General features: G+C 62.6%; 19 protein-coding genes. 13 read left to right on the top strand and 6 right to left on the bottom strand.

Going from position 1 to position 25,683, the window contains the following annotated elements; genetic code table 11:
- Window positions 1–29: 29 nt before the first annotated feature.
- From HNO79_RS02045 to HNO79_RS02030, 4 genes are all read left to right on the top strand, one after another.
- Entirely contained in the window at window positions 30–1,199 is a 1,170-nt protein-coding gene (locus HNO79_RS02045; RefSeq protein WP_214165362.1) for an OpgC family protein, read from the top strand.
- A 77-nt stretch (window positions 1,200–1,276) separates the two neighbouring features.
- A complete protein-coding gene (locus HNO79_RS02040; protein ID WP_214165361.1) occupies window positions 1,277–2,845 on the top strand; it encodes a DegQ family serine endoprotease in 1,569 nt (522 codons plus the stop codon).
- 5 nt (window positions 2,846–2,850) lie between these two features.
- Entirely contained in the window at window positions 2,851–3,984 is a 1,134-nt protein-coding gene (locus HNO79_RS02035) for an FUSC family protein (RefSeq protein WP_214165360.1), read from the top strand.
- Window positions 3,985–4,026: 42 nt separating this feature from the next.
- Window positions 4,027–5,490 (top strand): mannitol dehydrogenase family protein, encoded by a 1,464-nt coding sequence (locus tag HNO79_RS02030; protein WP_214165359.1) that lies wholly within the window; start codon window positions 4,027–4,029, stop codon window positions 5,488–5,490.
- A 173-nt stretch (window positions 5,491–5,663) separates the two neighbouring features.
- Here HNO79_RS02030 and HNO79_RS02025 read toward each other — a convergent pair whose 3' ends face one another.
- Window positions 5,664–6,206, bottom strand: coding sequence for a GNAT family N-acetyltransferase (locus HNO79_RS02025; RefSeq protein ID WP_214165358.1), 543 nt, complete (start codon window positions 6,204–6,206; stop codon window positions 5,664–5,666).
- 81 nt (window positions 6,207–6,287) lie between these two features.
- Here HNO79_RS02025 and HNO79_RS02020 point away from each other — a divergent pair, with 81 nt between their 5' ends.
- From HNO79_RS02020 to mdoH, 3 genes are all read left to right on the top strand, one after another.
- Complete coding sequence (locus HNO79_RS02020) at window positions 6,288–6,632, top strand: winged helix-turn-helix domain-containing protein (RefSeq protein ID WP_010514140.1); 345 nt, start codon at window positions 6,288–6,290, stop codon at window positions 6,630–6,632.
- A 128-nt stretch (window positions 6,633–6,760) separates the two neighbouring features.
- Window positions 6,761–8,266 carry a glucan biosynthesis protein gene (locus tag HNO79_RS02015; protein WP_048855514.1) on the top strand — a complete coding sequence of 502 codons (1,506 nt, stop codon included), beginning with the start codon at window positions 6,761–6,763 and terminating at the stop codon, window positions 8,264–8,266.
- Window positions 8,254–10,431, top strand: a complete 2,178-nt coding sequence (gene mdoH, locus HNO79_RS02010) for a glucans biosynthesis glucosyltransferase MdoH (RefSeq protein ID WP_214165357.1) — start codon at window positions 8,254–8,256, stop codon at window positions 10,429–10,431. The genes HNO79_RS02015 and mdoH overlap by 13 nt, the downstream gene beginning before the upstream one ends.
- Before the next feature lie 21 nt (window positions 10,432–10,452).
- Here the strand turns inward: mdoH and HNO79_RS02005 are convergent, their stop codons facing one another.
- Window positions 10,453–10,902: a hypothetical protein gene (locus HNO79_RS02005; protein WP_029329423.1), complete on the bottom strand. Its 450-nt coding sequence runs from the start codon at window positions 10,900–10,902 to the stop codon at window positions 10,453–10,455.
- 757 nt (window positions 10,903–11,659) lie between these two features.
- Here HNO79_RS02005 and HNO79_RS02000 point away from each other — a divergent pair.
- Window positions 11,660–12,976, top strand: a complete 1,317-nt coding sequence (locus HNO79_RS02000; RefSeq protein ID WP_010514136.1) for an MFS transporter — start codon at window positions 11,660–11,662, stop codon at window positions 12,974–12,976.
- Between the two features lie 290 nt (window positions 12,977–13,266).
- Here the strand turns inward: HNO79_RS02000 and HNO79_RS01995 are convergent, their stop codons facing one another.
- The 4 genes from HNO79_RS01995 to HNO79_RS01980 form a co-directional block, all read right to left on the bottom strand.
- Window positions 13,267–13,545 (bottom strand): hypothetical protein, encoded by a 279-nt coding sequence (locus HNO79_RS01995; RefSeq protein ID WP_010514135.1) that lies wholly within the window; start codon window positions 13,543–13,545, stop codon window positions 13,267–13,269.
- Window positions 13,546–13,680: 135 nt separating this feature from the next.
- Window positions 13,681–14,751, bottom strand: a complete 1,071-nt coding sequence (gene hisC, locus HNO79_RS01990; protein WP_010514134.1) for a histidinol-phosphate transaminase — start codon at window positions 14,749–14,751, stop codon at window positions 13,681–13,683.
- A gap of 96 nt (window positions 14,752–14,847) precedes the next feature.
- A complete protein-coding gene (locus HNO79_RS01985; protein WP_010514133.1) occupies window positions 14,848–15,396 on the bottom strand; it encodes an ankyrin repeat domain-containing protein in 549 nt (182 codons plus the stop codon).
- Window positions 15,397–15,498: 102 nt separating this feature from the next.
- Complete coding sequence (locus tag HNO79_RS01980) at window positions 15,499–16,524, bottom strand: MBL fold metallo-hydrolase (protein WP_214165356.1); 1,026 nt, start codon at window positions 16,522–16,524, stop codon at window positions 15,499–15,501.
- A 374-nt stretch (window positions 16,525–16,898) separates the two neighbouring features.
- On the opposite strand from HNO79_RS01980, the gene tkt reads away from it, so the two are divergent.
- The 5 genes from tkt (at window position 16,899) to HNO79_RS01955 (ending at window position 25,611) form a co-directional block, all read left to right on the top strand.
- Entirely contained in the window at window positions 16,899–19,010 is a 2,112-nt protein-coding gene (gene tkt, locus HNO79_RS01975; RefSeq protein ID WP_200410288.1) for a transketolase, read from the top strand.
- A gap of 112 nt (window positions 19,011–19,122) precedes the next feature.
- Window positions 19,123–21,981: a bifunctional transaldolase/phosoglucose isomerase gene (locus HNO79_RS01970; protein ID WP_214165355.1), complete on the top strand. Its 2,859-nt coding sequence runs from the start codon at window positions 19,123–19,125 to the stop codon at window positions 21,979–21,981.
- A 118-nt stretch (window positions 21,982–22,099) separates the two neighbouring features.
- Entirely contained in the window at window positions 22,100–23,098 is a 999-nt protein-coding gene (gene gnd, locus HNO79_RS01965) for a phosphogluconate dehydrogenase (NAD(+)-dependent, decarboxylating) (RefSeq protein ID WP_048857212.1), read from the top strand.
- A 150-nt stretch (window positions 23,099–23,248) separates the two neighbouring features.
- Window positions 23,249–24,778 (top strand): glucose-6-phosphate dehydrogenase, encoded by a 1,530-nt coding sequence (gene zwf / locus HNO79_RS01960; protein ID WP_048857210.1) that lies wholly within the window; start codon window positions 23,249–23,251, stop codon window positions 24,776–24,778.
- Entirely contained in the window at window positions 24,775–25,611 is an 837-nt protein-coding gene (locus HNO79_RS01955; RefSeq protein WP_214165354.1) for a Cof-type HAD-IIB family hydrolase, read from the top strand. Before zwf ends, HNO79_RS01955 begins: the two co-directional genes overlap by 4 nt.
- Window positions 25,612–25,683 lie beyond the last annotated feature (72 nt).

The following is a 25,683-nucleotide window of genomic DNA, read 5'->3' as shown; positions in this document are numbered from 1 at the left end:
GTGCACCGTTCGGGCTGACAGGAAATACGATGGGCGCTTCCCCTTCGCACGCAGCAACGCCCCACCGGCGCGATCATCGCATTGACGCGCTGCGCGGGGTTGCGCTGCTCATGATGTGTATCGACCATATCCCGCAGGACGTGCTGAACCGGTTCACCATGCGCAATGTCGGGTTTGCCGATGCGGCGGAGGTGTTCGTGCTGCTGGCGGGTTATGCCTCGTGGCTGGCCTATGGCCGTGCGTTTGACAGAAAACAGCCGGTTACGTCGGTGCTGGCGCGTATCGGGCGGCGGTGCTGGCAGCTTTATGTTTTCCAGATGGTGATGGTGGTGGTGTGTATTTCCACCATCCGCATATGGCGGCATTTCTGGCCTGTGCCGGTTGATTTCCTGGAACCAGAACTGGCGCACGGGCTGGATTCGGCATGGCGGGTGCTGTCCCTGCAGGCCCTGCCGGGCAACCTGAACATCCTGCCGCTTTATATTGTGCTGCTGCTGGGGTTTGCGCCGCTGTACGCGCTGCTGCGCGGGGTGGGGACGCCGGTTGTGCTGGGGGTGAGTGCCGCCGTGTGGCTGCTGGTCAATCTTGATCCGCGCCTGAACTTTCCCAACTGGCTGGACCCTGACGGGTGGTATTTCGACCCGCTGGCGTGGCAGTTCCTGTTCATACTGGGGGTATGCGGGGCGCGGCTGGCGGGACGGCATGATGGCAGCCTGCCACGTTCGCGCGTGCTGGCTGCGACCTGCGGGCTGTATCTGGTCTTTTCCTTCGTGCAGTCGTTTCCGTGGATGGACTGGGGCCTTGCCGACCTGCGGCCCGTCAGCATGGCGGTCCCGGACAAGATGATCCTGGCCCCATGGCGGCTGCTCGATGTGCTGGCGCTGTTCTATCTGGTGCAGTCTTCGCCCGGGGCGACCACGCTGGCTGCAACGCGTGGTGGCCAGCTTATGGCGCTGTTCGGGCGGCATTCGCTTGAGATCTTCACGGCGGGGACACTGGTGGATCTGTATGCCCGGTTGCTGCTGACCAGCTTTGGCGCGGGCTGGATCATGCAGGTGGTGGTGAATGTCGCGGGGTTTGTGGTGCTGCTGTGGGTGGCGCGCAACCGCGAACGTGCCCGTGCGGTGGCCCGCGCCCGCAGGGCCGCGCCCCCCGCGCCGGGTGGCCTGCCCGCGCATGCGCCGTTATGCCGGAACTGAGGCCATGGTTTCCGCGCGCGTGAAGGGCGTGATATAGGTGCTGCGTCCGATCCAGTTCAGCAGGATATATGAGTCCCATGTCCTTTCGCGCCGCTGCCTTTTCCCGATCCTGCCTTGCCATGGGGCTGGTGACGGCCCTTGGGGGGCATGCCGCGCAGGCGGCTGATCCCGCCCCGGCCCCTGTTCCGGCCGCCGCATCCACCGCCCCCCTGCGCCTGCCGGGCGAGGGGCGCAACATGCCCGACAGTTTTGCCGACCTTGCGGCGAAGCTGCTGCCCGCCGTCGTCAACGTGTCCACCACCGAGATGGTGCGCCCCGGCGAGGACGATGATGATGGCGATGATGGCGACAGCACGCCACAGGTGCCCAATTTTCCCGAAGGCTCGCCGTTCGAGAAATTCTTCCACGATTTCATGAACCGCCAGGACACCCCCAACGCACCGCCGCGCAAGATGCAGGCGCTGGGTTCGGGCTTCATCATCGACCCCTCGGGCGTGATCGTGACCAACAACCATGTCGTGCGCCATGCCGACCAGATCACCATTACATTGCAGGACAACACCGTGCTGAAGGCACGGCTGCTGGGCCATGACGACCGCACCGACCTTGCGGTGCTGAAGGTGGACAGCCCGAAACCGCTGCCTGCCGTGCCCTTTGGCGACAGCGACCATGCCCGTGTGGGGGACTGGGTGCTGGCGATCGGCAATCCGTTCGGCCTGTCGGGCACGGTGACGGCGGGCATCGTCTCGTCACGCGGGCGCAATATCGAACAGGGTCCGTATGACGATTTCATCCAGACCGATGCCCCGATCAACAAGGGCAATTCCGGTGGCCCCCTGTTCAACCTGAACGGGGAGGTGATCGGCATCAATACCGCCATCTTCTCACCTTCGGGCGGGTCGATCGGGATCGGCTTTTCCATTCCCTCGGCCGAGGCGCAGGGCATCATCGACCAGCTTCGTCACCATGGCCGTGTCACGCGTGGGTGGATTGGCGTGCGCATTCAGGACGTGACGCAGGAAATTGCTGATGGGCTGGGCCTGAAAAGCCCCCATGGCGCGCTGATCGCGGGGGTCGAGCCGAAGGGGCCCGCAGCAGTGGCCCACCTGCAGACCGGCGACGTGATCCAGAGCCTGAATGGCAAGGATATCGATGGTCGCGCCCTGCCGCGCCTTGTGGCGGAACTGGCGGGTGGCAGTGTCGCGCATCTGGGGATCTGGCGGAAGGGCCAGCAGATGAATGTGGCGATCACCATTGGCGCCCTGCCCGAGGAAAAGACCGATAAGGCCGATGGCGCCGCGGCACCCGCCAAAAAACCGGCACAGGGCAGCATGGCGATTACGGGCATGGGCTTCACGGTAGGCGAGATCGATGACATCGCGCGCCAGAAGTACAACATGGCGGAAGGGCAGAAGGGCGTGCTGGTCACTGGCGTGACCGATGACAGCCCCGCTGCCGAGCGTGGCCTGCGCCCCGGCGACGTGGTGACCGAAGTGCAGCAGTCGGCCGTGAACACGCCGGCCGACCTGCGCCGCCAGCTTGACGCGGCCCGTGCCCAGCACCGCAAGACCGTGCTGTTCCTGGTACAGAATTCAGACGGCCTGCGCTGGGTGCCCTTTCCCCTGCCGGATGGCGGCGGGCACTGAGCCGTATGTATGAACGCCTGAAGAACCTTTTCCTGTCCATCATGCGGCGGGGAACGTGGCGGCAGGTCGTGCGGATGAACGTCTCGCTCATCCTGTCGGGCATTGTCGCCACCATCATCCATCTGGATGAACCGGTCTGGGCGCTGATCACCTCGGTCATCGTCATTACCCAGACACGCCTGACCCAGACGCTGTCCACCGGGCGTGAACAGATCGTGGGCACCCTGATCGGGGCAGCGGCGGGCATGTCGGCCATTGCGCTGGAGCAGTGGTGCGCGTTGTCGGTGGGCATGGTGTTCTGGGTCATGCTCATGCCGCTGGCGGTGCTGGTGGCGTTGCGGCCCAAGATGCGGGTGGCCATTGTCACGTTGATGGTCGTGCTGCTGTTTCCCGCCACGGGGGAGCCCTTTTCAAGACCGCTGCAGCGAATCGCCTCGATCATGACGGGTGTCGTGGTGTCGTTCGCGGTGTCGTTTTTCGTATTGCGGAACGAGGCGCGGCGTGAAGTGCTGCGCAATGCCGCAAGCCTGCTGCGTCGCCTGTCGGACCTGCTGGGCACCGCGCTGCACCAGCATCCCGACCATGACGCGCTGGCCACGGTGGATGTCATGTGCCGTTCCCTGCTGCAGGACATAAATGACGGCGTGCAGGAGGCCGAGGTCGAACACCCCGGGTCACTGACACGCCACGACCCGCTGGTGGTGCGCCTGCCGGGACTTTTGCGTCGAATCCGTTCGGATGCTATCTTTATTTCGCGCGCCGCCGTGGAAGGGGAAACAGCCCGGACGGGCGATGTCCTGCAGCATGAGCGTGACATGCTGGCACGGATGCTGGGCCAGATGGCCGACCGCTGCGATGCGATGGCCGCGTCCCGCCGGGGGCACGCGCTGCCTGATGAGGGAATGCGCGATATTCTGGACCAGCTGGACCAGCTGGACCAGCAGGATCAGCAGGGGGAACACTGGACCCCTGTCATGCGTTTCGCCATCGGGCTGCTGCATGCCGACATGCGGCTGGCCGTGCGCAATATCTGGTCGGACGGGCGGACCGATGATGGTCCGTTCCCCCTGTCGGGGCATCCGTTCGTGGCCGAGACGGCGTTTGATCCTGTTTCAACCAACGCGGTTGCAAAGCAATAGGACGGGCGCGCGAAGACACAATCAAGGAGTGCAACAGACACCATGCTGAATGAAAAAACCCTGAATCACCTTCCCGCCAGCGTCCAGCCGCTGCGTTACAAACGGGAGGACGTGGGACGAGGGATCGTTCATTTTGGTGTCGGCAACTTCTTTCGCGCGCATGAGGCATGGTACGTCAACAAATGCCTCGCCCTGCCGGGACAGGCACAGTGGGGGATCGTGGGCGTGGGACTGGGCGGTGGTCCGCGTGGCGAAGCCAAGGCCCATGCCTTCAGGCAGCAGGACTGCCTGTATTCCCTGACGGAAGTCGCGGCCAGTGGCGTGCGTACGGTATCCATCATTGGCGCGCTGCGTGAGTACCTGCTTGCCCCCGCTGATCCCGAAGCCGTGCTTGCCCGCCTTGCGGACCCGCAGACCCGTATCGTCAGCATGACGATCACCGAGGGCGGTTATAACATCAACGAGGAAACCGGGCAGTTCCGCCTTGATACCCCCGCCGTGCAGGCTGACCTGAAGAACCCCCGTCGCCCCGCGACCGTGTTCGGTTACGTGGTGGAGGGCCTGCGCCGCAGGCGTGCAGCGGGGACCGGACCATTTACCGTCCTGTCATGTGACAACCTGCGCAGTAACGGCCATGTCGCGCATGAGGCATTCGTGGGCTATGCCCGCGCGTTGGATCCGGATCTTGCTGAATGGATCGATGCCAATGTGACCTTCCCGTGTTCCATGGTCGACCGCATCACGCCTGGCGTGGACAGTGCCACACGCGACGCACTGAATGCGGCCAGCGGGCTGGATGATGACCTGCCGGTGCTGGCGGAGGATTTCAGCCAGTGGGTGCTGGAGGACAGGTTCTGCAACGGTCGCCCCGCGCTGGAACAGGTGGGTGTCGAGTTCGTGGACGATGTGGCGGGGTATGAACAGGTAAAGGTGCGCATGCTCAACGCCGCCCACCTGCTGCTGGGCTCGACGGGGCTGCTGCTGGGCCACCGCTACGCGCATGAAACGGTGGAGGACGCCGATCTGGCCCGTCTGGCCAACGCTTACTGGACGAAGGACGCGATGCCGCAGATCGACGCCCCGGAAGGCGTGGATCTGGATGCGTACCGCAAGCGCCTGCTCAGCCGGTTTTCCAATCGCGCCGTGGCCGATACGCTGCTGCGGATCTGTAGCGATGGCGCATCCAAGGTGCGTGTGTTCTGGACCGATACCGTGCGCCGCTCACTGGACAGCGGGCGTGACCTTGACCGGATTGCATTCGGCATTGCCGCCTATCTGGAAATGCTGCGTGGGCAGGATGAAAAGGGACAGACCTATACGCCCATCGAACCCACGCTGGATGCGGACCAGATCGCGCTGGTCAATGATCGCGACCTTGAGGCGGGCCTGCGGCTGCCGGCCTTTGATGGCTGGCGGGACATGGACACCACCGCGCTGGATGCGGCAGTTGTTGCCGCGCGCAGGGCCATTCGGGATCGCGGCGTGCGGGCCAGTCTGCCTGTATAAGAAACTGTCCCGGAACAGTTGAGTAATAAAAAATAATAAAAGTCTTCGGGTGCCGCCTTTTTTCAAAAAAGGCGGCATTTTCGAGGTGTTTTAGGCAATTCTTTACCAGAACCACCTTTAAGAACCTGTGGACTGTTGCATCAGTGGGCTGTTCAGACAGCCGGAAATGGCTTTTATGCCTGTATCGTTCCGGGAATGGCACGGTGCATGGGGCAGGCATCGGCCCCGTAGGTTGCGGTGATGTCCGGCGGGATGCCGTGCATGGGGGTAAACCCCATATGCGTCCAGACCGGGCGCGCGCCTTCTGCCGCCATCAGCGTTATCTGGTTCATGCCATGATTGAGGGCGTGCCGGGTCAGGATGCGCAGCGCCGCATGCATCGCGCCATGCCCGCGCAGGGACGGGGTGATGGCGATGTCGTGCAGGTACCAGCAGTCTGCCTGTCCGGGCAGGCGGTGCAGGTAGGTGTCCAGCGCGGGTAGGCAGGCTGCCCGCCAGGGGTGGCTCAGGACATAACCGCCCGGGCGTCCCTGTGCGTCGGGCAGGATGAGGCAGCCCGACGGGCATAGCCTGCGGCGTTCATCCAGAACGTCCGCCCGTTCAGGGCAGCCGGGGTGCATGGCGGTCGCCAGCGCCATGACGGCGGGCAGATCGTGCGCCTGCATGGGCCGCCATGGGCCTGCTGGCGACCCGGGAGGGGAAGTGGGCAGGGACATGGGCGGGAAAAATCCGTTTCAGGTGCAGTCGTTTCCGGTAGAAGGGGCAATGATATAGCTGTGTCCGGGAGTTTGGAAACCATGACAGAAATGCGCCTGACGTTACGCGTGGATGCGAACGGCTCGCCCCTGCTGGGGCATGGCAAGATCAAGCTTCTGGAACAGATTGGCCAGACGGGGTCCATTTCGGCAGCCGCCCGGGCCATGGGCATGTCCTATCGCCGTGCGTGGCTGCTGGTCGAAGCGATGAACACGACCTTCGTGCGCCCGCTGGTGGCCGCCCGCCCCGGCGGCGGCGGCGGGGCGGGCCTTTCGCCCGAGGGGGAAGCCGTGGTGCGGCTGTACCGTGATATCGAGAAAGCGGGGCGGGACGCCGTGCAGGGACAGCTGGAAACATTGGCCGCCATGTGTTCGCCCCCGCCGTGAAAAAGCCATAGGCTGCCCCGATCACGAACGTTCCGGCATTCTTTTACGCTAATGAGCGTGAATATGTGGCACGACAGTAAATCAAGAAAAATGAACTGGAGTTAAACTCAGTGTTACGACGTGATTTCATGAAAGCGGGAACCGCCCTGTCCGCCATGACCGTGGCGGGTATGGCCGTGGCGCCGCGCGCCCGCGCCACCCAGAGCGGCAATTTCGATTCCACGACCGTGCGCACGCTGGCGCACCAGCTGTCGCAGCAGGCATATCAGGCCCCGTCCCAGTCGTTGCCCCCTGCGCTGCGTAACCTGAATTTTGACCAGTACAATTCCATCGCGTTCCGTTCGGAACAGGCCCTGTGGCATGGTGAGAACCTGGGTTTCGATGTCGAATTCTTTCCGCGTGGTTACCTGTATGCACCGCGCATCGACATGAATGAAGTCATTGATGGTCAGTCACGTCCCATCGCCTTCAACCCTGACATGTTCACCTATAACGATCCTGCCCTGCGGGTGAATGACGATATCGGCTTTGCCGGGCTGCGGCTGCGCGCGCCGATCAATACGCCGGGCGTGATGGAAGAATTCTGCGTCTTCCTCGGCGCGTCGTATTTCCGTGCGGTGGCGAAGGGGCAGAATTACGGCCTGTCCGCGCGCGGGTTCGCCAACGGGACCGGTGACCCGAAGGGGGAGGAATTCGCACTGTTTCGCGCCTTCTGGCTGGAAAAGCCCAAGGCTGGCGTGGATAGCGTGGTCATCCATGCACTGCTGGACAGTCCGTCTCTGGTGGGGGCGTTCCGCTTTACCATCCGCCCCGGCGAGACGACGGTCTTTGATGTCCAGTCCTATCTCTATCCCCGCAAGGCCATTGCGGAATCCGGAATCGCGCCGCTGACGGGCATGTTCTATTTTGATGCGAATGACCGGACGCGCGTTGATGACTGGCGGCCTGCGGCCCATGACAGCGAAGGCCTGTCCATGTGGACGGGCAGTGGCCAGCAGTTGTGGCGTCCGCTGCGCAACCCGCGTGACCTTCAGTTCTCGGCCTTCAGTGACGTGCGCCCGCATGGTTTTGGCCTGATGCAGCGCAAGCGCGCCTTTACCGATTTCGAGGACGTGTCGCTGAATTATGAAAAGCGTCCCTCGCTGTGGATCGAGCCGATCGGGGACTGGGGCGCGGGCGCCGTGGACCTGGTGGAAATCCCGACACCCAATGAAGTGAACGATAATATCGTCGCCTTCTGGCGGCCGCAGGATGCGCTGGCGCCGGGGCGTGAATATGTGTTCACCTACCGGATGTACTGGGGGTGGGATACACCGTGGCCCACGAAGCTGGCACGTATTTCCGCAACGCGTGTGGGGGATGCGACGGATGATTCGCATACCCGGTTCTTTGACCTCGATTTTGTCGGCACGCCTTTTGAGAATCTGCCCGAAAAGCCGCATTTCCACCTGCAGTGCCGTACCTCGGCAGGGGAGATCCGCAATGTGGTGGTCGAACCCGTTCCCCCCATCCATGGCTGGCGCAGCACGTTTGAATTCGCGCCTGGTGATGCGAAGGTGGCGGAACTGAACTGCGTGCTGGCCGATGATAATGGTCCTGTGTCGGAAGAATGGGTCTATCGATGGACACCCTAGCCGCAAACGCGCCACCCGGTCCGGCGGCGGGCCAGTCCGCGCCGCTGCTGCCGCAGGGCTGGTGTGCCCTGCCACCCGCGGCCCCGCTGGAGATGCCGGTCCATCCGCTGGCGGCAACGCCCGACCTGCACGGACGCAGCCCGACGCCGCCCACTGAATGGCGGCTGATTCACCTGCGTCGCCTGCTGGTGATTGGTGGCGCGGTCGCCATGACGGGGCTGGCCGGTTACGAAATGGATCTGGTGTTCAATGCCGTGCAGCGTTCCGTGGCCGGTATGGTGATGCTGGTGCTGTTCGTGATGCTGTTCCTGTGGATCGCGCTGGCCTTTACCTCAGCCCTTGCCGGGTTTGCGTCAATGCTGACGCATGGCGGTCTGGGGCTGGGGATTGAACGCAGCGGTCCGCTGCCGCGCCTGACCACCCGCACCGCGCTGCTCATGCCGACCTATAATGAGGACCCGGGCCGTGTCATGGCGGGCCTGCGCGCCACCATAGACAGCCTTTCTGCAACCCTGCAGGAACGGGCGTTTGATGTGTTCATCCTGTCGGACACGACCGACCCGGATGTCTGGGTAGCGGAGGAGGCGGCCTACATGGCCCTGTGCCGCGCCACCGGCTGGGGCGGGCGGCTGTTCTACCGCCGGCGTGCGGTCAATACGGACCGCAAGGCAGGCAATATCGGCGAATGGGTGCGCACCTATGGCGCGGCCTACCAGCAGATGATCACGCTGGATGCCGACAGCGTCATGTCGGGCGACGTGATCGTGCGGCTGACTGCGGCCATGGAACGCAATCCCGGTGTCGCGCTGATCCAGTCCCTGCCGGTTATTGTCAACGGGCAGACGCTGTTTGCCCGCATGCAGCAGTTCGCGGGAAGGGTGTACGGTCCGCTGATCGCCCACGGTATTGCCTGGTGGCATGGATCGGAAGGCAATTACTGGGGCCATAACGCGGTAATCCGCACCCGCGCCTTTGCCGAGCAGGCAGGTCTGCCGCACCTGCCGGGGCGCAAGCCCTTTGGCGGCGCGATCATGAGCCACGACTTCGTGGAGGCTGCGCTGATGCGCCGGGGCGGATGGGCCATCCACATGGTTCCGGCCCTGGCCGGATCGTATGAGGAAAGCCCCCCGTCCCTGACCGATATCGCCATTCGCGACCGGCGGTGGTGCCAGGGCAACCTGCAGCATGCCAAGGTGGTGTCCGCGCGGGGCCTGCACTGGATCAGCCGGATGCACATGCTCATGGGCATCGGATCGTATGTCACGTCGCCGCTTTGGCTGGTCTTCCTGCTGGTGGGGATTGTGGTTTCGCTGCAGAACCGTTTCTACAAGCCGGAATATTTTGGCGATACCAAGCTGCTGTACCCCCACTGGCCGCATGTTGACCCGGTTCAGGCGGAATACATGTTCATCGGCACCATGGGCGTGCTGCTGGCGCCCAAGATACTGGCCTACCTGCTGCTGCTGATTGACGGGCCACTGCGGCGCGGCTGTGGTGGCGCGTTTGCCGCGGCGGCGTCCATCGTGGTGGAAACGGTGGTGGGGGGGCTGGTGGCCCCTATCGCCATGATCATCCAGACGGCAGGGGTCATGTCCATCCTGCTGGGGCGCGACTCGGGCTGGAATGCGCAGCGGCGTGACGCGGGCGGGCTGCAGATCATGCAGAATGCCCGGCTGTATGCTGTCCATACCATACTGGGCATTGCGCTGGCGGTGGCGGCGTGGAGTGTCTCCCTGCCGCTGTTCCTGTGGATGCTGCCGGTCACGCTGGGGCTGGTCTGCGCCATACCGCTGGCGGTGCTGACGGGCAGTGCGGCGGTAGGGCAGGCTTTCCGGCGCGCCCATCTGCTGCTGATTCCCGAGGAAACCGCACCACCGCCGGTCCTGCAGGCGGCGCTGACCTATATGGTGCAGATGGCCGGGCGCCCGGTGCAGGACGCGGTGATGGCGCTGCGGGCGCGGGCCGGGCTGCTCAAGGTGCACGAAATCATGCTGCCGCCACCCCGCAGGCCGGGCGACCCGATCAATCCGGCATTGCTGGTGGGGCTGCTGAAACTGCGCGAGGCCCCCGATCTGGCCACCGCCATGCGGGAACTGAACCGGGCCGAGAAATCAGCCGTTCTGGGCAATGCGGAAGGGCTGTACCTGCTGGCGCAGCTTTCCTGATCCCCCTTCAGGGCACGTCCTTCAGTCGGAGGATGTGCCTTCGGGCGGGGTGGCGATTTCCTCGCCTTCATCAGATCCATCGACCGACATGATCGCATCCAGCGATTCACACAGCTTCTGCTGGTTCGCGCTGGCTAGTTTGCCCGGGTTGGCACACAGTTTGGCCGCATCAGGCACGCAGGATTCGGTTGCGTCCTCGTAATCGGATTCCATGACATCGTGGGCCAGCGACAGGTTGGGGTTGTGCGCGCTTTCGCTGGCTTCCTCGATGACCTTTTCCATCTTGTGCAGGTCCTCGAGCTTGTCGAGGCATGCCTTGCTGGCCAGGTCCGGCTTCAGGCGCAGGACTTCCATCGCGCGCTGTACCTTCTGCGTGGCCAGGCTCTGGCCATGGGCGGACGCGCAGACCAGCGCGGGGGAAAGCAGCAAAGCAACCGGCAATGCGGCAAGGCGTATGGAATTGATGTTCACCGTAACCGTTTCCGTCTGTCCATGCCCCGGCATGAAAGGATGCAGCAGGCAGTGCCTGTACCGCACCGGGGTGCGGCCCCGCCCGTATGGGCAGGTGAAAGGCCGACTATGGCAGGAACCCACCCATGGCGAAAGATGGCGCCTGGGCGTGATGCATATACTGTATGCATAAAAATATGACCTGAAATCTCTTGATATAATAAGGGAAAAATCCGGATCGCGGCAAAAATTCGAGATTTCCCTTACATTCTCGAGAGTTTTTTAGTATAGATTGCCATCACTGAATATATTTTTTGTATCCGTTCGGAGGTTGAAGACTATCGGATCACTGTGAAATCGTTCGGAACTGCAACGATTTCGTATATCCAGCCAATTCTTGGTCTTTCCGGTGATGGGAGATCACGTGGTTGTGCCCTTTTTTGGGTAAGGCCGGGTGTTTTTTCATTGGTATTGTTATGCAACTCGTGCCGTCAGGCGCGTTTTCCTGCTGGATTGACGACTTTTGGCCGGTGATATGTATGGGGAAGCAGGTTTGCCAGGCATGATGCGCTGGCGTTTTGGCGCTGGCGCCGTTCTTCTGTTCCCGCATTGCTGTAGCCGGTCCGGGTGATTGCACACCCGAACTTGTGAAACTGAGGTTCCGCACTGGTGTTTCCGGAAAACCGGACGGTGTGGACGCAGCCTGCATCGACGCTCCACAATGAGGTGGAGCCCCTCATCTTCGTGTCGGCTGCCTGTGAAAGAGGAGTATCTCCCCTTGAAACAGACAGACAATCTGTCCGAATCAACGTCCATAGCTGATAGGCTTGGCATCCCGGCGCCCCTGTTCTGGGGGTTTGTCGGCCTGCTGTTCTTCATGATCGGTGATGGTGTCGAGGCCGGCTACCTGGCCCCCTATCTGGAGGGGCAGGGCATTTCGTCGCGTAATACCGCGCTGCTGTTTACCATTTATGGTGTGACCGTCTCGCTGTCCTCATGGGCATCGGGACCGCTGTCCGACCTGTGGGGCCCCAAGCGGGTCATGTGGATCGGCCTCGCCATCTGGGGTGTGTTCGAGGTCCTGTTCCTGACCTTTGGCGTGGCGGTCAACAGCTATCCCATCATGCTGGCAGCCTACACCATGCGTGGCTTTGGCTATCCGCTGTTTACCTATGGCTTCCTTGTATGGATTGCCGCCGCGACCCCGCCGCGTCAGCTGGGTTCGGCCGCGGGCTGGTTCTGGTTCGCCTTCTCCGGCGGGCTGCCCACGCTGGGTTCGCTGTTCGCCAGCTTCTCCATCCCTCTGATCGGTGAGATGGCGACGTTCTGGTCCTCGCTGGCGCTGGTCATGTTCGGTGGCCTGCTGGCCCTGCTGATGACGCGTGAACCGATCGGTTCCAGGCGCCTTGCGGCCCCCGGTACGCCGCCAGCCACGATTTTCTTCAGTTCGATCAGCATCCTGTGGCGTGAGCCCAAGACGTTCATCGCCATGATCGTGCGGACCATCAATACGTCGTCCGAATATGCGTTCCTGGTCATCATGCCGGCGTTCTTCACCAAGATCATCGGTTTCTCGCTGTCGCAGTGGCTGCAGCTCCTGTCGATCATCTTCCTGTCGAACATCCTGGTGAACCTGGTGTCCGGCATCACGGCTGACCGTCTGGGTCACCGTACGGTTGTCGCCCTGTTCGGTTGTGTTGGTGCTGCGATTACGGTGCCGCTGTTCTACTACGTGCCGCAGATGTTCCCTGGCAACTTCCCCATCGCTGCCGCCATGGGTGCGCTGTATGGCGCGACGATTGCCGCCTTCGTACCGCTGTCCGGCCTGGTGCCGCAGATCTGCCCGAAGGAAAAGGCAGCTGCCCTGTCTGCCCTTGGCCTGGGTGCTGGCGCCAGCACGTGGGTTGGCCCGGCCATCGTGACGTGGTTTGAAAATTGGCGTGGGATCGAGGGGATCATCTGGATCTTCTCCGGCCTGTATGTCGCTTCGGCCCTGATGACGCTGGTGCTGACCGTTTCACCTGAAGCCCGTCGTTACATCGATGCGGCTGCGGCGCGCGGTGACGTGGCGGAAGAAGTGACGCTCGGTCACTGATCCTGCCCCATCGGTTATCAGTCCCGTTGTTTCAGGACGGGTGGAGAGCGGGCCTGCTGCAAAGCAGGCCCGTTTTTTATGGTCCGAAGAGGAAATGACCGATGATTGCTGCGGGAAAAGAGTAAAAGTTTCTGGTGAAGCTGTTTTCAAAAAGCTTCAGGAAGCGCCCTTTTGAAAAAGGCAGCATCCATGAAACCCTATCCTGACAGCACGGGGCCTTAGGGTCTGCCAGACAGGCGGCATGATATGAAAAAGGCCGGCACCCGATGGGGCCGGCCTTTTTCATTCTGTCAGATACTGCGTTCGGGACGACGGCGCGGGCTGCGTGGGCGATCCGTGCCATTCGGGCTGCCTGTGGTGCGTCGTTCGTTTGTTTTCAGGGCGGGGGCGGCGCTGACTTCGCTTTCCAGCTGGCGGATGCGTTTCTGCACGCTTTCGCGCAGGGCGGGGGAAGTGTGCGATTTCATGGTGGCCAGCGTTTCACGCAGGTCGCGCAGCTGTTTCTGTTTTTCAGCAAGCGTGCGGCGGATCGGCTGGTTGTCGGACATCTGTCCGTGGAATGCGCGCATGATAAGTGTCCTGTGGACCTCGGGTCCAGGAAATGGGTTGTTAACCGGGGTGTGGAAAGACGGACAGCACGCACTGACCCCTGCCTGCGGTCATGGCAGGTTGAGCAGGCGCAGGTACGTGATGAACCGGGGGACCTAACCCCCGTTCAGCGCAAGCACATCGGCCAGTCCCGATATCAGGGCCTGACATTCAGCATCGGTACCAATTGTGATGCGTAGCCACTGTGCAATGCGCGGGGTCCGGAAATGACGCACGATGATCGCCCGTTCCCTCAGGGCGGCGGCAAGATACGCGGCGTCACGGTCCGGATGCCGGGCAAATATGAAATTTGCCTGTGATGGCAGGATCTCGAACCCCATCTTTCCCAGGCTGTCGGTCAGCCTGTTCCGGGAGTTTATGATTTTCTCACGGGTGTTTGCAAGCCATTCCCGATCCTCGATCGCGGCGATGGCGCCTGCCTGCGCCAGACGGTCCAGCGGATAGGAATTGAAACTGTCCTTCACGCGGGTCAGGGCCGCAATCAGGTCGGGCTGCCCGATGGCGTATCCAACCCGCAGTCCCGCCAGCGCGCTGGACTTGGACAGGGTACGTACGACCAGCAGGTTGGGGTACTGCGCCACCAGCGCAATCGCCGTCTCCGCGCCGAAGTCGACATAGGCTTCATCCACGACCACCACCGCGTCGGGGTGGTCCTCCAGCACGGTGCGGATGGCGTCCAGCCCCAGCGCGATTCCGGTGGGGGCGTTGGGGTTGGGGATGATGATGCCACCACACGGCCTGCGATAGGCGGCGGTATCGATGCGCATGGCGTCATCCAGCGCCACCATCTCATGCCTTATGCCATACAGTCCGCAGTACACGGGATAGAAGCTGTAGGTAATATCGGGAAACAGCAGGGGGTCTTCGTGGTTGAGCAGCCCCTGAAAGGTATGGGCCAGCACTTCGTCCGATCCATTGCCCACGAAAACGTGGTCAACCGGGACATCATGCGCGCGCGCGATCGCGGCGCATAGCGCCTGCGCCGTGGGGTCGGGATACAGGCGCAGCGTGTCGTTGGTGGCGGCGCGAATGGCCTCCAGCACCTTTGGCGACGGGCCATACGGGCATTCGTTGGTATTCAGCTTGATCAGGTTGGCCAGTCTGGGCTGTTCCCCCGGCACGTAGGGGGTCAGGGTATGGACGACAGGGCTCCAGAAACGGCTCATCAGGGTGAATTCCAGATTGTCAGGGTCATGAAAACAGGCGCGCGCCCGTCCCCCCGGTGTGGGCACGGGCGCGCGGGAGTAAGGAAAAGAAGGGGATCAGGCCCCGGCAGGCGCCGGGCGGTTCATGGCGGACAGCAGGGCGGTATTGCCCTGGCGGGTGGCAAAGATGCGCGCGCTGATCCCCTCGCCATCACGCAGGTCAGGGTTGGCGCCATGATCCAGCAGGAAGGTCACCATGGGGTCCCGGTTGAACATGACCGCAAAGATCAGCGGCGTGCGGCCGACAAAATTGGGCACGTCAATCGCGGCCCCATGTTCCACCAGCACGCGTGCGCAGGGCAGGTCGCCCTTGAACGCCACACCGGCCAGCGCGGTCGCCCCCTTGGCGTCCTGCAGGTTGGGGTTGGCCCCACCCGCCAGCAGGGCGTGCACGGTCTTGGCATGGCCGTTATAGGCCGCCAGGATCAGCGCGGTGTAACCTTTGTCATTGCGGGTATCGGGGTTGATGCCCGCATTCAGGAATTCGCTGACCAGGTCTGTCTGTCCATCACGGGCGGCGGACAGGAACAGGGTCTCGATTTCCGCGTTGCTGAAGGATTCGGGTGCGGCGGCGGCGGGGTCGCCGCTGGCGATTGTCTTGCTCATATGCCTGCCTCGCGGGTCGGGTTGCGGAAAACGGGGGCGGGGGCCGGTCCCGTCAGATGCGGCGGATCATAGGACGGTTCGGCTGAAAAGAACATCGGGCAATCACGCATCATCGGGTTGCTGCCATGCAATGTCGCGGCATTCCCCATGGTCCATGACGCCCATCGTATCGGGGGGCAGGCCGGCCTCCTGCACGGCGCGGGCCAGCCTGTGCACGGGTTCATCCATGGGTTCATCCGTCAGGCGGAACGTGCCGAAATGCATGCCAATGCCATGCTTCGCCCCAAGCTGGCGCAGGCCTGTCAGCGCTTCCTCGGGGGTGGCATGCACGCCTGCCATGAGCGCGCGCGGGTCATACGCCCCGATGGGCAGAAGCGCTATGTCCGGCGCCCCCAGCCGTTCGCGGATCAGCCCCCAATGCCGTCCGTGCGCGGTGTCGCCAGCAAAGAACAGCCGGTGCCCCGCCCCGTCATGCAGCATGAACCCGCCCCACAGGCTTTTGTTGCGATCGAAGGGAGTGCGGGCCGCGCCATGGCGGGCGGGGGTGCAGGTCACCTGCAGGCCCGGTATGGCCACGGACTGCCACCAGTCCAGTTCCATGATGCGCCGCAGCCCGGTCCCGCGCATGAAGCGGGCGTTGCACAGCGGGGTGACCACCAGCGGGTCATCCCCCCGCCGCGCCAGCGCGCGCAGGGTGGGCAGGTCCATGTGATCGTAATGCGCATGGGATACCAGCGCCACGTCAATGCGCGGCAGGTCGGCCAGCGCCCGTCCCGGCGCGCGCACACGTTTTGGCCCCATGAAGGAAAAGGGCGAGCAGCGCATGGAGAAGATGGGATCGGTCAGGATGCTCAACGCCGTGCCGTCGGGGCGGGGCAGGCGGATCAGGAACGTGCTGTGCCCGATAAATGTCACCTGTACCGTTGCCGCCGCAGGCGGGGCATGCGGGTCGCCTTTGGGCGGCGGATTCCCGATCCATTTGGGCCAGTCCGATTTCGGTCGGTTCCACTGCCATTTCAGGATGGACAGGCGGCGCATCCGCCCCGGCGGCGTGGCGTCGGGGCGGATGGCGGGGGGATTGAAAAAGCGGGTGCCATCCGTGTGGTCGCTGGCGGGTAGCTGGGGCATGCATGGTCTCCATCGGCCGACGGGCACGACCCCTGATCTGGTGGGGAAGGTCGGGCGGCATGTCAAATTCCGCCCGTATGTGTGACGGGGGGCAACCGTGCGGGATGCCACGCGCTGCTATAGGGCAATGGCAAGGCACGGCCCCCTGCCGGCCGGGACGTGGTAACGGCTTGATGAGATGGCTTGTTCCGTCCCGAAGGTCGTGAGAAGGTGCGTGCCGTAAAAAGCCTTTTTCCCTGCGTCCCGCGCTGTCCGCCGCCGGGTGGCCCGGATGCTGGTGGTGTGGAAAGAAAAACAAGAAAGGTTGTCGTGTTCAGGCATCAGGCCCGGCCCGATCAGGACAACGACCATGGCTGTAAGGAGGCCGGTCTCTCATGCGTTCCCTGACTACATCCCCCCTGATGGCACCTGAAGGAGGTGGCGCAATGCCCACCAATATCGATACGCTGTGCATCAACACAATCCGCACACTGTCCATGGACGCGGTGCAGAAAGCCAATTCCGGCCACCCCGGCACCCCCATGGCGCTTGCCCCCGTCGGCTATACGCTGTGGCGCGATGTGCTGAACTACGACCCGGCCAATCCGCTATGGCCCAACCGCGACCGTTTCGTGCTGTCGATCGGCCACGCGTCCATGCTGCTGTATTCGCTGATCTATCTGGCCGGCATCCGCGACATACGCCCTGGTGGGGTCAGCAATGACCGTCCCGCGCTGACGCTGGAGGATATCGAGCAGTTCCGCCAGCTGGACTCGCTCACCCCCGGCCACCCCGAATACCATCATACCGCAGGTGTCGAGACCACGACCGGCCCACTGGGTCAGGGCTGCGGCAATTCCGTTGGCATGGCGATCGCGGAAAAATGGCTGGCCGAGCACTATAACCGGCCCGGATTCAAGCTGTTCGATCACCATATCTATACAATGTGCGGTGATGGCGACAACATGGAAGGCGTCGCCAGCGAGGCCGCGTCCATTGCGGGCCACCTGAAGCTGGGCAACCTGACATGGATCTATGACAGCAATCATATCTCCATCGAAGGCTCGACCCGGATCGCCTTTACCGAAAGCGTGCACAAGCGCTTCGAGGCCTATGGCTGGCATGTGCTGGAACTCAAGGACGCCAACGATACGGGCGATTTCCGTCGCCTGCTGGCCGAAGCGAAGGCCGAAACGTCACGGCCCACGCTGATCATCGTCCATTCCATCATCGGCTGGGGCGCGCCGCACCTTGCCGGGACGGCGGAAGCGCACGGTTCCCCGCTGGGTGTCGAGGAAATCCGCGAGACCAAGAAATTCTATGGCTGGCCGGAAGACAGGGACTTCTACGTGCCCGATGGCGTGGCCGAACATTTCCAGGCGGGCATCGCCACCCGTGGCGCTGCCGCGTCGAAGGCGTGGGACGAACTGTTCGCCGCCTACCGCGCCAAATATCCGGCCGAGGCCGCACAGCTGGATCACATCTTCGCGGGGACGCTGCCCGAAGGATGGGACAGGGACATCCCGGTATTCGACGCGGATGCCAAGGGTGTCGCCTCACGCGCAAGTTCGGGCAAGGTCCTGAACGAAATCGCGAAGAACTATCCGTGGATGATCGGCGGTTCGGCCGACCTGTCGCCATCCACCAAGACACACCTGACATTCGATGGCGCGGGTGATTTCCAGCCGCCGCAGTGGGGCGGCACCTATGGCGGGCGCAACCTGCATTTCGGCGTGCGTGAACATGCGATGGGGTCGATCAGCAATGGTCTGGCGCTGTATGGCATCCGGGCCTACTGCTCGGGCTTCCTGATCTTCTCGGATTACATGAAGCCGCCGATCCGGCTGTCGTCGCTGATGAAGCTGCCGGTGACCTATATCTTCACCCACGATTCGATCGGGGTAGGGGAAGACGGCCCGACCCACCAGCCCATCGAACAGCTGGCCCAGCTGCGCGCCACCCCCGGCGTGACCGTGCTGCGCCCGGCGGATGCGAACGAGGTGGCCGAAGCCTGGCGCACGCTGGTCCAGATCACGGACCGCCCCAGCGTGCTGGCGCTGAGCCGCCAGAACCTGCCCACCATCTGCCGCAAGACCTATGCGCCAGCAACAGGGCTGGCAAAAGGGGCCTATGTCCTTGCGGATGCCGACGGGCGTCCCGATGTCATCCTTATGGCAACGGGTAGCGAAGTCGGGCTGATCATCAAGGCGGCGGAGAAGCTGAAGGCGGATGGCATCAAGGTGCGTCTTGTCTCCATGCCGTCGTGGGATCTGTTCGAAGCGCAGCCCAAATCCTATCGCGACAGCGTGCTGCCGCCCGACATCACCGCGCGCGTTGCGGTGGAACAGGCGGCCCAGCTGGGCTGGGACCGGTATACCGGCCTTGCGGGGGAGACGATCGTCATGCACGGCTTTGGCGCTTCCGCCCCGGCGGGACAGCTGGAGGTCAAATTCGGGTTCACGGTTGATGCCGTGGTGGCCGCTGCCCGCAGGCAGGCGGGCAAATAGGCACAATGGACGGGCAGGCGGGACATGACGTTCCGCCTGCCCTGTTTTTTGAAGACGCAGTATTGGCGGCGCGGGGCTTTCCCGCGCCGTCGGCAAGCAAAGGAAGCACAGCATGAGTGCGCGTGAATCTGGTGGCGAAAATCCGTTAAAGGAACTGGCCCGCTATGGTCAGTCCCCATGGCTGGACTTTATCCAGCGCTCCTATACCGAAAATGGCAGCCTGAAGAAGCTGGTGGATGAAGACGGGCTGAAGGGCGTGACCTCCAATCCCGCCATTTTCCAGAAAGCCATGGGTCAGGGCACGGATTACGATGCCCAGATCCGTTCGGTGCTGGCCCATCAGGTTCTTGACGCGGGCGCGCTGTATGAACTGCTGGCCGTGGACGACATCCGCGCCGCGGCCAGGGTGCTGTATCCCGTCTATGAACAGACAAAAGCCGTGGATGGCTATGTCAGCCTCGAAGTCTCGCCCTATCTGGCGCGTGACACCAAGGGCACGCTGCACGAGGCACTGCGTCTGTGGAAAGCGGTCGACGCCCGCAACCTCATGATCAAGATTCCCGGCACCGAGGAAGGCGTGCCCGCCGTGCGCGCTGCCATTGCCGAAGGGCTGAGCATCAACGTCACGCTGCTGTTCTCGATCGATGCATATAAGAAGGTGCTGGAAGCCTACATCACCGGACTGGAAGACCGTCTTGGCCGTGGTGAAAGCGTAAAGAACATCGCCAGTGTCGCGTCCTTCTTCGTCAGCCGCATCGACGTGAAGATCGATAAGGAAATCGACACCCGCGTGGCGAAGGGCGACAAGGACAGTGCGGCGCTGAAGGCGCTGCGCGGCAAGGTGGCGATCGCCAACGCCAAGATGGCGTATGAACACTGGAAGGCCGTGACGGCCAGCCCGCGCTGGAAAAAGCTGGCTGATGCCGGCGCCCAGCCACAGCGCCTGCTGTGGGCCAGCACGGGCACTAAGGACAAGTCCTTCAGCGATGTGCTGTATGTGGACGGCCTGATCGGCCCCGAGACGGTCAACACCATCCCCCCCGTGACGTTCGATGCCTTCCGTGACCACGGCAAGGTTGCCCCGACCCTGACGCAGGATGTCGAGGGCGCGAAGAAGGTTCTTGCGGAAGCCCGGCGGCTCGGCCTCGACCTGGATGGCGTGACGAAGGTGCTGGTGGATGAGGGGGTTGCCTCCTTCGCCGATGCGTTTGATGACCTGCTGGGATCGGTTGCGGCCAAACAGGCGGCGTTCCTTGGCAAGAAGGTCACGTCCACCGCGCTCAAGCTGCCTGCGGACCTGCAGAAGGCGGTCGATGCGGAACTGGAGGCATGGCGCAAGAAAGGCAATGTCCGTCGCGTATGGGACAAGGATGCAACCCTGTGGACCGGCAAGGATGAGGCAAGCTGGCTGAAATGGCTGGACATCACCGATGACCAGGTTGCGGCCCTGTCCAAATTCGAGAATTTCCAGGCGGAAGTGAAAGCACGCGGCTTCCGCGATGCGCTGCTGCTGGGCATGGGCGGTTCAAGCCTTGGGCCTGAAGTGCTGGCCCAGACATTTGGCAAGCATGAAGGCTTTCCGCACCTGTACGTGCTGGACAGCACGGACCCGCAGCAGGTGCGTGATTTCGAGAAAAAGATCGATATCAGCAAGACGCTGTTCATCGTCTCGTCCAAATCCGGCGGCACGCTGGAGCCGAACATCCTCAAGGCCTATTTCTTCGATCAGGCGAAAAAGGTGCTGGGCGACAAGGCCGGTTCGCACTTCATCACCGTGACCGATCCGGGTTCGCACATGGAAGACGTGGCGAAGAAGGACGGGTTCTGGAAAATCTTCTACGGTGAAAAGCAGATCGGTGGTCGGTACTCCGTCCTGTCCGATTTTGGCATGGTGCCGGCAGCCGTTGCCGGCCTGCCGCTGAAGCTGCTGCTGGAATCGGCACAGCGTGGCGAGAAATCCTGTGCCGCCTCCGTCTCGCCCGCGCAGAATCCCGGCGTGGTGCTGGGGGCCGTGCTGGGTGTGGCCGCGCGCGATTTCGGTCGTGACAAGGTGACCATCATCGCATCGCCCGGCATTTACGACATGGGCGCATGGCTGGAACAGCTGATTGCGGAATCGACCGGCAAGGACGGCAAGGGCCTGATCCCCATCGATGATGAAACCATCGGCAAGCCGGGCGTGTATGGCAGGGACCGGGTGTTTGCCTACCTGCGGCTGGCTGAAGATCCCTGCCCGAAGCAGGATGCGGCCTTCGCCGCGCTGGCCGAAGCGGGTGAGCCGGTCGTCACCATCGAACTGCATGAACGCCGTCAGGTGCTGGAGGAATTCTTCCGCTGGGAATTCGCGACCGCCGTCGCCGGTGCGGTGATCGGGATCAACCCGTTCAACCAGCCCGATGTCGAGGAATCGAAGATCGAAACCAAGAAGATCACCACCGCCTATAACGAAACCGGCAAGCTGCCGCCGTATGAGCCGTTTGCCAAGGACGGCCCCTTCGCCTTCTATGCCGATCCGAAAAATGCCGCGGCACTGGGTGGTGGCAAGACGGCGGAAGCGATCCTGAAGGCGCATTTCGCCCGCGGGAAGGCAGGTGATTACGTTGCCCTGCTGGCCTATATCGACCGCGATACATGGACGCGTGAATGGATACAGAAGGTACGCCTTGACCTGCGTGACGCGCTGAAGCTGGCCACGGCCGCCGAATTCGGCCCCCGTTTCCAGCATTCGACCGGGCAGGCCTACAAGGGTGGTCCAGACACGGGCGTATTCCTGCAGATTACATGTGATGATGAGGTCAACCTGCCGGTGCCGGGTGAAAAATATACCTTCAGCATCGTCAAGGAAGCGCAGGCCCGTGGCGACATGGAGGTACTGGCCGAACGTGGCCGCCGTGTGCTGCGTGTTCACATTCATGGTGAACTGAAGGCCGGTCTTGAAAAACTTGGGCAGGATATTGCCCGCGCGGTCTGACCGCATGCTGGCCCGCCCCCTCTGACGAAGGGGCGGGTTTTTTGATGGGGGTCATTGGGAAATGGCCATGATGGCGGTAGGACTACGGTCCTATCCCATCTTCTAGGAGTGTTTGATCATGCAAATCGGTATTGTTGGCCTTGGCAAGATGGGCGGCAACATTTCCATCCGCCTGACCCGCCACGGTCATGACGTGGTGGCCTTTGACCGTGATCCCGCCGTGACCGCCAAGGTCTGCGCGCAGGGTGAAGGCAATCGCTGCACTCCCGCCACCGGGCTGAAAGACATGGTGGGCAAGCTTGCGGGCCGCAAGGTTGTCTGGCTCATGCTGCCTGCGGGCGAGGTGACGGAACAGGCCGTGCAGGAACTCGGGACGCTCATGGGCAAGGGCGATATCGTGATCGATGGCGGCAATTCGTTTTACAAGGACGATATCCGCCGTGCCGCGGAACTGATGAAAAAGGGCATCCATTATGTTGATGTCGGTACGTCGGGCGGCGTGTGGGGCCTGGAACGCGGGTACTGCATGATGTACGGCGGTACCAAGGACGCCACGGATTACATCGACCCCATCCTGTCTGCGCTGGCGCCGGGAATTGGCGACATCCCGCGTACGCCGGGCCGTGACAAGCCCGGTTTCGACCCGCGCGCCGAGCAGGGCTACCTGCATTGCGGTCCCGCAGGTTCCGGCCATTTCGTGAAAATGGTCCATAACGGCATCGAATACGGCATCATGCAGGCCTTCGCCGAAGGCTTTGACGTGATGAAGTCCAAGAATTCGACCGACCTGCCTGAAGACCAGCGTTTTGAGCTGAACATGCCCGACATCGCCGAAGTCTGGCGCCGTGGCAGCGTGGTGTCGTCGTGGCTGCTTGACCTGTCGGCCAGCGCGCTTGCGGGCAACCCCGACCTGTCGAACTACAAGGGCGACGTGGCCGATTCGGGCGAAGGCCGCTGGACCATTGAGGCCGCGATCGAAGAGGCGGTGCCGGTGCCCGTCATTACCGCGTCGCTGTTCACGCGCTTCCGTTCGCGCACGGGCAACAACTTTGCCGAAAAGATGCTGTCTGCCATGCGCTTCGGTTTTGGCGGTCACATTGAGGGTACGAATAACTGATCTGACACGCGGTTGGTAACTGACGGGACGCCGGGATGCTACGCATTCCGGGTCCCGGCTGTTTCTGGAAAAAACGACAGCGCTCAATGACTGCAACCGGAACAGCCGGGGAAGGAAGACAGGCGGAAACAGTCCAGGGACAGCAGTATAATGGAAAACATCATTGCCTCGGCGGTATCACAGGTTGGCGATACCGGGCATGAAACCGCCCCACGGCGCAGCCCACCGGGATCATTTGTCATTTTCGGCGGGGGAGGCGACCTGACGCGCCGCCTCCTGCTGCCTGCCATTTACAATCTTGCCTGTGCCGGACTGCTGGATGACGGGTTCAGCGTCGTGGCGGTTGACCGGGCCGAACTGACTGATGAGCAGTTGCAGCGCAATGTCCGTGCGGCGCTGGAGGACTTCGCTGCCCGCCGGGGTGCTGAAGCCGTGACATTGCGCGAGGACGTCTGGACATGGATGAAACCGCGCATCCGCTACGTGCGCGGCGATTTTGAAACCATGCAGACGTATCAGGACATCGCTGCGGTGGTAGGCGATCAGAACTGCATCTTCTACCTTGCCGTGGCCGCCCGTTTCTTTGGCCCCATCGTGGACCGGCTGGGGGAGGCGGGACTGGTGCGCGAGGGACGTCACACCTTCCGCCGCGTCATTGTCGAAAAGCCCTTTGGCAACGACCTGTCTTCCGCCGTGGCGCTGAATGAACGGCTGCTGCGCACCCTGACGGAACAGCAGATTTACCGTATCGACCATTATCTTGGTAAGGAAACGGTCCAGAACATTCTGGCGCTACGGTTTTCCAACGGTTTTTTCGAACCCCTGTGGAACCGCCAGAACATTGACCATGTGCAGATCACGGCTGCCGAGACGGTGGGCGTGGAACAGCGCGCGAAGTTTTACGAGGGCACCGGCGCCCTGCGCGACATGGTGCCAAACCACGTCATGCAGCTTCTGGCCATGACGGCGATGGAAGCGCCCATTTCCTTTGATGCTGATGCCGTGCGCAATGAAAAGACCAAGGTGCTGGACGCCATCCATCCCCTCTCACCGCAGGATGTGGTGCGCGGGCAGTACGCCCCCGGCGTGGTGAACGGGAAGGAGGTGCCCGGCTACCGGCAGGAACCTGGTGTTGACCCCCATTCCCTGACCGAAACCTATATGGCGATGAAGTTCCAGATCGATAACTGGCGCTGGGCCGGGGTGCCGTTTTATGTGCGCACGGGCAAGCGGCTGGCCGCGCGCAAGACCGAAATTGCCATACATTTCAAATCCGCGCCCTATGCGCTGTTCCGCGATACGCCGGTGGACAAGCTGGCCCCCAATATCATGGTCATCCATATCCAGCCGACGGAAGGCGTGACCATGCAGTTTTCCGCCAAGATCCCCGGCCCGTCCGTGCGGCTGGGCGGGGTGCGGATGAAATTCGATTATGCCGAATGGTTCAGCGAAGGACCCAGCACGGGTTACGAGACCCTGATCTATGACTGCATGATCGGTGACGCCACCCTGTTCCAGCGTGCGGATAATATCGAGGCCGGATGGCGCGCCGTACAGCCGGTTCTGGACTGGGGACAGGACGCGCGGAGCCTTGATTTTTACGCGGCTGGCAGTGAGGGACCGGAAGCGGCCGACGCCCTGCTGGCCCGCGATCACCGCCACTGGCTGAAGATTGGATGATGCCCATGACCCCACCCGTTGCCTCCGCAGGGGGCGTCCGCCTTGTCGTATCCGATATTGACGGGACCCTGATTACACCGGACCGCACGCTGACCCCCGCCGCCTGTCGCGCTGCGGATGACGTGCGGGCCGCGGGCATCAGGCTCAGCCTGGTCAGCAGCCGTGCACCCCGTGGCATGATGCAGTTTGTCCGTGAACTGCGCATCGATACCCCCATTGCCGGGCTGAATGGCGGGCTGATCTGCGATCCTGACGGTACGATCCGCGAACGGCTGTCCCTTGACCCGGCAGCGGCACGGGCGGCGGTTGAATTCCTGATCGCCCACGGGGTCGAGCCGTGGCTGTACATCGACCATGACTGGCTGGTGCGCCGCGATGATACGCCTCAGGTCCGTCATGAACGTGACGTGGTACGGACCACTCCGGTACGGGTGGATGATTTTGACGGTCATTATGAACATGTCGGCAAGATAATGGGTGTATCGACCGATCCCGCCACCCTGCCGGAGGTGGAACGGGCGCTTGCAGACCTTCTGGCGGGCAAGGCGAGTGTACATCGTTCCTCGCCCATTTACCTTGATATTACGCATCCGCAGGCGAACAAGGGCTATGCGGCAAAAGAACTGGCAAAACTGCTGGATATTGATATCCGGAATACGGCGTGTATCGGGGATATGAACAACGATATTCCCATGCTGAAGGAAGCCGGGGTCAGTATCGCCATGGGCAACGCGCCCGACAATGTGAAGGCCCATGCCCGTTTCGTGACGCGATCCAATACGGATGACGGGTGGGCTTTTGCCATGGAAAGTTTTGTACTGCACCGCGCATAGGCGCGTGGCACAGAAGGGAGAGGCAATATGCCCCAGGACGCAGCAGCAACACCGGCCAGCCAGATCAGGCTG

It is taken from the genome of Komagataeibacter oboediens (assembly GCF_018491655.1).
GTDB lineage: Bacteria > Pseudomonadota > Alphaproteobacteria > Acetobacterales > Acetobacteraceae > Komagataeibacter > Komagataeibacter oboediens.
This window is presented reverse-complemented; position numbering and strand designations above follow the sequence as displayed.

Excerpts from the sequence above, each read along its gene's own strand:
- HNO79_RS02045 (WP_214165362.1), top strand. The coding sequence starts at position 30 with ATGGGCGCTTCCCCTTCGCACGCAGCAACGCCCCACCGGCGCGATCAT.
- HNO79_RS02040 (WP_214165361.1), top strand. The coding sequence starts at position 1,277 with ATGTCCTTTCGCGCCGCTGCCTTTTCCCGATCCTGCCTTGCCATGGGG.
- HNO79_RS02035 (WP_214165360.1), top strand. The coding sequence starts at position 2,851 with ATGTATGAACGCCTGAAGAACCTTTTCCTGTCCATCATGCGGCGGGGA.
- HNO79_RS02030 (WP_214165359.1), top strand. The coding sequence starts at position 4,027 with ATGCTGAATGAAAAAACCCTGAATCACCTTCCCGCCAGCGTCCAGCCG.
- HNO79_RS02025 (WP_214165358.1), bottom strand. The coding sequence starts at position 6,206 with ATGTCCCTGCCCACTTCCCCTCCCGGGTCGCCAGCAGGCCCATGGCGG.
- HNO79_RS02020 (WP_010514140.1), top strand. The coding sequence starts at position 6,288 with ATGACAGAAATGCGCCTGACGTTACGCGTGGATGCGAACGGCTCGCCC.
- HNO79_RS02015 (WP_048855514.1), top strand. The coding sequence starts at position 6,761 with ATGAAAGCGGGAACCGCCCTGTCCGCCATGACCGTGGCGGGTATGGCC.
- mdoH (WP_214165357.1), top strand. The coding sequence starts at position 8,254 with ATGGACACCCTAGCCGCAAACGCGCCACCCGGTCCGGCGGCGGGCCAG.
- HNO79_RS01995 (WP_010514135.1), bottom strand. The coding sequence starts at position 13,545 with ATGCGCGCATTCCACGGACAGATGTCCGACAACCAGCCGATCCGCCGC.
- hisC (WP_010514134.1), bottom strand. The coding sequence starts at position 14,751 with ATGAGCCGTTTCTGGAGCCCTGTCGTCCATACCCTGACCCCCTACGTG.
- HNO79_RS01985 (WP_010514133.1), bottom strand. The coding sequence starts at position 15,396 with ATGAGCAAGACAATCGCCAGCGGCGACCCCGCCGCCGCCGCACCCGAA.
- HNO79_RS01980 (WP_214165356.1), bottom strand. The coding sequence starts at position 16,524 with ATGCCCCAGCTACCCGCCAGCGACCACACGGATGGCACCCGCTTTTTC.
- tkt (WP_200410288.1), top strand. The coding sequence starts at position 16,899 with ATGCGTTCCCTGACTACATCCCCCCTGATGGCACCTGAAGGAGGTGGC.
- HNO79_RS01970 (WP_214165355.1), top strand. The coding sequence starts at position 19,123 with ATGAGTGCGCGTGAATCTGGTGGCGAAAATCCGTTAAAGGAACTGGCC.
- gnd (WP_048857212.1), top strand. The coding sequence starts at position 22,100 with ATGCAAATCGGTATTGTTGGCCTTGGCAAGATGGGCGGCAACATTTCC.
- zwf (WP_048857210.1), top strand. The coding sequence starts at position 23,249 with ATGGAAAACATCATTGCCTCGGCGGTATCACAGGTTGGCGATACCGGG.
- HNO79_RS01955 (WP_214165354.1), top strand. The coding sequence starts at position 24,775 with ATGATGCCCATGACCCCACCCGTTGCCTCCGCAGGGGGCGTCCGCCTT.